Here is a 4,970-nt window from a genome sequence, read left to right as displayed (position 1 = left end):
GTTACGCGGCTATGCGCATGACACTCAACCGCCCGATGACTGGCAGCTTCCCGAGCAACCCGAAAACCGGCGCCGTCACCCGTATCAGCAACCCCGACACCTTTGCCGCAAACGGCGTGTAATACCCCCACCCCAACGCCAGCAACGCCAGCAGCACTCCGCCGATGTAGTCGTCCTGGCCCCAATGTGCGCCCGCCACCAGCCGCGGCATCATGAACAACAATGCCAAGCCCCAGATCACCACTACTTGGGTGAAACGCTGGGCAAACACCGTCATGAACATGCCCCAGATCAGCAGCACCGACGCATGATCGCCCGGGAAGCTCTGGCTGGAACGATCCTTCAGCTCCCAGGTTTTCTCCAGGCCCGGGAAATAATCGCTCATATGAATCGCGCCGCTGATCACCATCGACGGGCTGTTGTGCTGCCAGCCCATTTGCGCCGTGAGCTTGGAAAACAGCATACGGATAAACAGCAACAGCAGCAGAATGCTGAGGAAACCGAAGAATGCCTGTCGCACCTGAATGGCCTTGAACACCCAGTCGCCGCGAATCAGCAGTGCCAGCAAAATCACCCCAACCACGGCATCAAACGGTCGCAAACTGGCCACCGCCCACACATGCAACCATGTCGAATTGCTTGCCAATGGGTCATTAAGCAGATGAAACAGCCATTCGTCGAAAACCACACACAGCATCTGTCCCGTGGGCCACAGCCAAAAACACAGCAGCCCGATAGCGACTAGATTGCAAAAGGCCCACCCCCGGAGGTTCCACCTGGCTTGGAACAAACCCGGATTGTTCATAAACTGTCCCTCTTCGCTCTGTAAAAACGCACCAAAAAGGTGCCAAAGCGTTTAATTCTATAAACCTTGTAACCAATTTGTCATCAATTCAGATACCCAGACCTATGACTGATCTACCGGATACCGACTTCACCCAACGCTTCATCTTCGATGAGAACGACGCCCGCGGCGAACTGGTCTCGCTGGAGCGCAGCTATGCCGAAGTCCTTGCCAAGCACCCCTATCCGGAGCCGGTTGCGCAGCTGCTCGGTGAGCTGATGGCGGCGGCCTCGCTGCTGGTAGGCACCATGAAGTTCGATGGTTTGCTGATCTTGCAGGCCCGTTCCGAAGGCCCGGTGCCGATGTTGATGATCGAGTGCTCGAGCGAGCGCGAAATCCGTGGCCTGGCCCGTTACGAAGCGGACCAGATCGCCCCGGACGCGACCTTGTCAGACCTGATGGCCAATGGCGTGCTGGCGATCACCGTCGACCCGACCGAAGGCCAGCGTTACCAGGGCATCGTCGACCTCGACGGCGAAACCCTATCGGACTGCTTTACCAACTATTTCGTGATGTCCCAGCAGGTCGGCACCAAATTCTGGCTCAACGCTGACGGCAAGCGCGCCCGTGGCCTGCTGCTTCAGCAATTGCCGGCTGACCGCATCAAGGACGACGATGAGCGCACCGACAGCTGGCGAAAACTGACCGCCCTGGCCGGCACCCTGACGGCTGAAGAACTGCTGGGCCTGGATAACGAAACCATCCTGCATCGCCTTTACCACGAAGAAGCCGTGCGCCTGTTCGACGCCCAGGGCCTGCGCTTCCGTTGCAGTTGTTCACGTGAGCGCTCGGCCAACGCCTTGGTTAGCCTGGGCCTTGAAGATGCGCAGCAATTGGTGGTGGAACATGGCGGCAATATCGAGATCGACTGCCAATTCTGCAACCAGCGCTACCTGTTCGATGCGGCCGATGTAGCCCAATTATTCGCCGGCGCAGGCATCGACACCCCCTCCGACACCCGCCACTAAAACGTTTAAGCACAGGTAAATCACCTGACAAACGCCGGATTAGCGCAGTTCTGACGGGAGGACCCTACTCTTTTTGGGCTTTTCTGGCATAATCCGGCCCACTTTTTTCGCGGTAGTAGTGCGCAACTTTCTACTACAAAACGTTTGGAGCACTCGGCCATAGGCCGACGGGGAACCTCATGACGCAAGCCAATAACGCCGTATACACCGATCTGAGTGTTGACGATCTGGTCAAAGAAGCCCTGCAGCGCGGTGAAGGCGTGCTTGCCGATACTGGCGCGCTGGTCGTAGAAACCGGTCACCGCACCGGTCGTTCGCCGGTTGACCGTTTCATCGTTGAAGAGCCTTCCACCCAGGACGCAATTGCCTGGGGCCCGATCAACCGCAAGTTCCCGGCCGACAAGTTCGATGCCCTGTGGGCTCGCGTCGAGGCATTCAACAACGCGCAAGAGCATTTCGTTTCCCATGTTCACGTAGGGGCTGCAGAAGACCACTACCTGGCCGTGAAAATGACCACCCAGACTGCCTGGCAGAACCTGTTCGGTCGTTGCCTGTTCATCAACCCGGCCCAGTACAACCCAGCCGGCCGTGATGAGTGGCAAGTGCTTAACGTCGCCAACTTCGAATGCGTGCCAGAGCGTGACGGCACCAACTCCGATGGTTGCGTGATCCTCAATTTCGCCCAGAAAAAAGTGCTGATCGCCGGCATGCGTTACGCCGGTGAAATGAAAAAAGCCATGTTCTCGGTGCAGAACTTCCTGCTGCCGGCCGCCGACGTGCTGCCAATGCACTGCGCCGCCAACATCGGCGAAGCCGGCGACGTGACTCTGTTCTTCGGTCTGTCGGGCACCGGTAAAACCACCCTGTCGGCTGACGAAAGCCGTTACCTGATCGGTGACGATGAACACGGCTGGGGCGAAGGCGTGGTGTTCAACATCGAAGGCGGTTGCTATGCCAAGTGCATCGACCTCTCCGAGAAGAACGAGCCGGTAATCTGGAAAGCCATCAAGCACGGCACCGTGCTTGAAAACGTGGTGATCGACGATGCCAAGCACGCCGACTACACCAACGTCAGCCTGACCCAGAACAGCCGCGCCGCCTACCCGCTGGAGCACGTTGCCAAGCGTTCCGAGAAGAACCTGGGCGGCGAGCCAAACGCTGTGATCTTCCTGACCTGTGACCTGACCGGCGTACTGCCGCCCGTCTCGATCCTCAGCGAAGAACAAGCGGCCTACCACTTCCTGTCCGGCTACACCGCTTTGGTGGGCTCGACCGAAATGGGTTCGGGCAGCGGCATCAAGTCGACCTTCTCCACCTGCTTCGGCGCGCCGTTCTTCCCACGCCCAGCCGGTGAGTATGCAGAACTGCTGATCAAGCGTGTGCGCGGCTTCGGCTCCAAGGTTTACCTGGTCAACACCGGCTGGACCGGCGGCGGCTACGGCGTCGGCAAGCGCTTCAACATCCCGACCACTCGCGGCGTGATCGCAGCGATCCAGAGCGGCGCGTTGATCGGTGCACAAACCGAACACCTCGACACCATCAACCTCGACGTGCCTTTGGCCGTACCGGGCGTTGATACCGGCCTGTTGAACCCGCGTAACACCTGGGCTGACAAGGCTGCCTACGACGAAGCGGCGAAAGCGCTGGCTGGTCTGTTCATCGAGAACTTCAAGAAGTTTGAAGTGAGCGATGCGATCAAGGCGGCCGGGCCTAAGTTGTAAGGTTCGGTTGTTGTGAAAAAGCCGCCCTCCGGGGCGGCTTTTTTGTGGGCGACAGGTTAGATGGCGATATGCAAAACCACGGCGCCGACCAGCACTAATGCAACGCCCAGCACCTGCACCGCCGACAACCGCTCCTTGAAAAACACATACCCCAGAATCGCCGCAATCCCGCCGGACAATGTACTGATCACCGTCACCACCGAAACCGAGCCCGCCATCGCGCCCCAGGAAAACGCCGAGAACCCGCCGAGGTTCATCAGGCTCGCACCGGTCAAGGTTGCGCAGTTTTTCAACGGCGGGATCTTCAGGCCGTCCTTGATCTTCAGCACCATCACCACCAGCACGCACAGGCCCACCAGGTAACCCAGCCACAACATGGTGATCGGCCCCAGCGCCGGCAGCGTGTAGCGACCTTGCAACCAGAAGCTGGTGCCGTACAGCAAGGCGGCGAGCATGGCGTAGGCGATGGACTGGCGCGGGTTGTTGTGGGGCGTGCCGTTGTCCTTGTGGATGCTGGACAGGATCACGCCGATTACGCACAGGCCGATGCAGCCGAGTTGGATCAGGTTGATGTGTTCGCCACTGGCCCAGGACAGCAGGGTGGTCACTACGCCGTAAGACGTTACCAAAGGCGCAACGATGGCGGCTTTGCCCAGGGCGAAGGCCTTGGACAGCGCCAGCGCGCCGGAGACGGTGAGCAGGGCGGCGGTGATGCCCAGGAGCCAGACGCTCAATGGGGCATTCAGAGATTTGAACAGGAAGGCCGGGAAGATCACCAGCAACAGCGTCATGATCAAAAAGCCAAGGGCTTGGCCGAAATACACCGCGCGTTTAACGCCCACGGCTCGGGCGTTGAGGCCCACGAGAAAGTCCGTGCCGCCCCAGAGCAGGGCGGCCAGCAGGCCCATTATTACGTCCATGTAAGGTCCTTGTTGTTGTGTCAGCAACTTCAGTGTGGGAGCCGGGCTTGTCGAATCGTCGCACCGCCGCGATGCAGGCGACTCGGTCTGTCAGTAATACCGAGGTGATGCCATCGCAGGCAAGCCAGCTCCCACACCGGTATTCGGTGGTCTTGGGATCAGCTCAAGTTTTCCAGGGTTTGCGTATCCCAACTATGGGTCTTGATCGCCAGGTAGAGCATGCCGATGGTCAGCGGCACCTTATCGCCCCGGCCCTTGGCGCGGCGCTTGAGGAACACATCGAACACCGGCGGTTTGAAGTAACGATAAGCATCGTAGTCGCCCAAGTCGAGGGCAAACTCTTGCTCCATCGCTTCCATCAATTGCTTGGCCTCGGCGCCGTCGCAGCCGAGCTCGAGGTTGATCGAGGTTTCGAGGCGCAGGGTCTTGTGCTTCGGCAGGCCGATTTCTTCGTGCAACAGTTGCAGAAGCTGCTGCATCACGGGGTCTTCGGGGAAGTTGGGGGCCAGGTTCATGG

The 4,970-nt window shown here is 59.3% G+C and carries 5 protein-coding genes; 2 read left to right on the top strand and 3 right to left on the bottom strand.

What is annotated here, in order from left to right; all coding sequences use genetic code 11:
• Nucleotide 1: 1 nt before the first annotated feature.
• Entirely contained in the window at nucleotides 2-805 is an 804-nt protein-coding gene (locus FEM54_RS24540) for a phosphatase PAP2 family protein (protein ID WP_017135370.1), read from the bottom strand.
• Nucleotides 806-909: 104 nt separating this feature from the next.
• On the opposite strand from FEM54_RS24540, the gene hslO reads away from it, so the two are divergent.
• Together hslO and FEM54_RS24530 are read left to right on the top strand one after the other, a co-directional pair.
• Nucleotides 910-1,812, top strand: coding sequence for an Hsp33 family molecular chaperone HslO (gene hslO, locus FEM54_RS24535; protein ID WP_017135371.1), 903 nt, complete (start codon nucleotides 910-912; stop codon nucleotides 1,810-1,812).
• A 179-nt stretch (nucleotides 1,813-1,991) separates the two neighbouring features.
• The gene (locus FEM54_RS24530) at nucleotides 1,992-3,533 is read left to right on the top strand and encodes a phosphoenolpyruvate carboxykinase (RefSeq protein ID WP_017135372.1); all 1,542 of its coding nucleotides are present in this window, start codon (nucleotides 1,992-1,994) and stop codon (nucleotides 3,531-3,533) included.
• A 56-nt stretch (nucleotides 3,534-3,589) separates the two neighbouring features.
• Here the strand turns inward: FEM54_RS24530 and FEM54_RS24525 are convergent, their stop codons facing one another.
• Nucleotides 3,590-4,453, bottom strand: a complete 864-nt coding sequence (locus FEM54_RS24525) for a DMT family transporter (protein ID WP_236460972.1) — start codon at nucleotides 4,451-4,453, stop codon at nucleotides 3,590-3,592.
• 158 nt (nucleotides 4,454-4,611) lie between these two features.
• On the bottom strand, nucleotides 4,612-4,968 hold the full coding sequence (locus FEM54_RS24520) for a DUF1493 family protein (protein ID WP_017135374.1): 357 nt from the start codon (nucleotides 4,966-4,968) through the stop codon (nucleotides 4,612-4,614).
• Between the last annotated feature and the right edge of the window lie 2 nt (nucleotides 4,969-4,970).

Origin of the sequence: Pseudomonas edaphica (assembly GCF_005863185.1) — a bacterium.
GTDB lineage: Bacteria > Pseudomonadota > Gammaproteobacteria > Pseudomonadales > Pseudomonadaceae > Aquipseudomonas > Aquipseudomonas edaphica.
The sequence above is the reverse complement of the archived record's forward strand: the minus strand, read 5'-3'. Positions and strand labels throughout refer to the sequence as shown.

Excerpts from the sequence above, each read along its gene's own strand:
- FEM54_RS24530 (WP_017135372.1), top strand. The coding sequence starts at position 1,992 with ATGACGCAAGCCAATAACGCCGTATACACCGATCTGAGTGTTGACGAT.
- hslO (WP_017135371.1), top strand. The coding sequence starts at position 910 with ATGACTGATCTACCGGATACCGACTTCACCCAACGCTTCATCTTCGAT.
- FEM54_RS24520 (WP_017135374.1), bottom strand. The coding sequence starts at position 4,968 with ATGAACCTGGCCCCCAACTTCCCCGAAGACCCCGTGATGCAGCAGCTT.
- FEM54_RS24525 (WP_236460972.1), bottom strand. The coding sequence starts at position 4,453 with ATGGACGTAATAATGGGCCTGCTGGCCGCCCTGCTCTGGGGCGGCACG.
- FEM54_RS24540 (WP_017135370.1), bottom strand. The coding sequence starts at position 805 with ATGAACAATCCGGGTTTGTTCCAAGCCAGGTGGAACCTCCGGGGGTGG.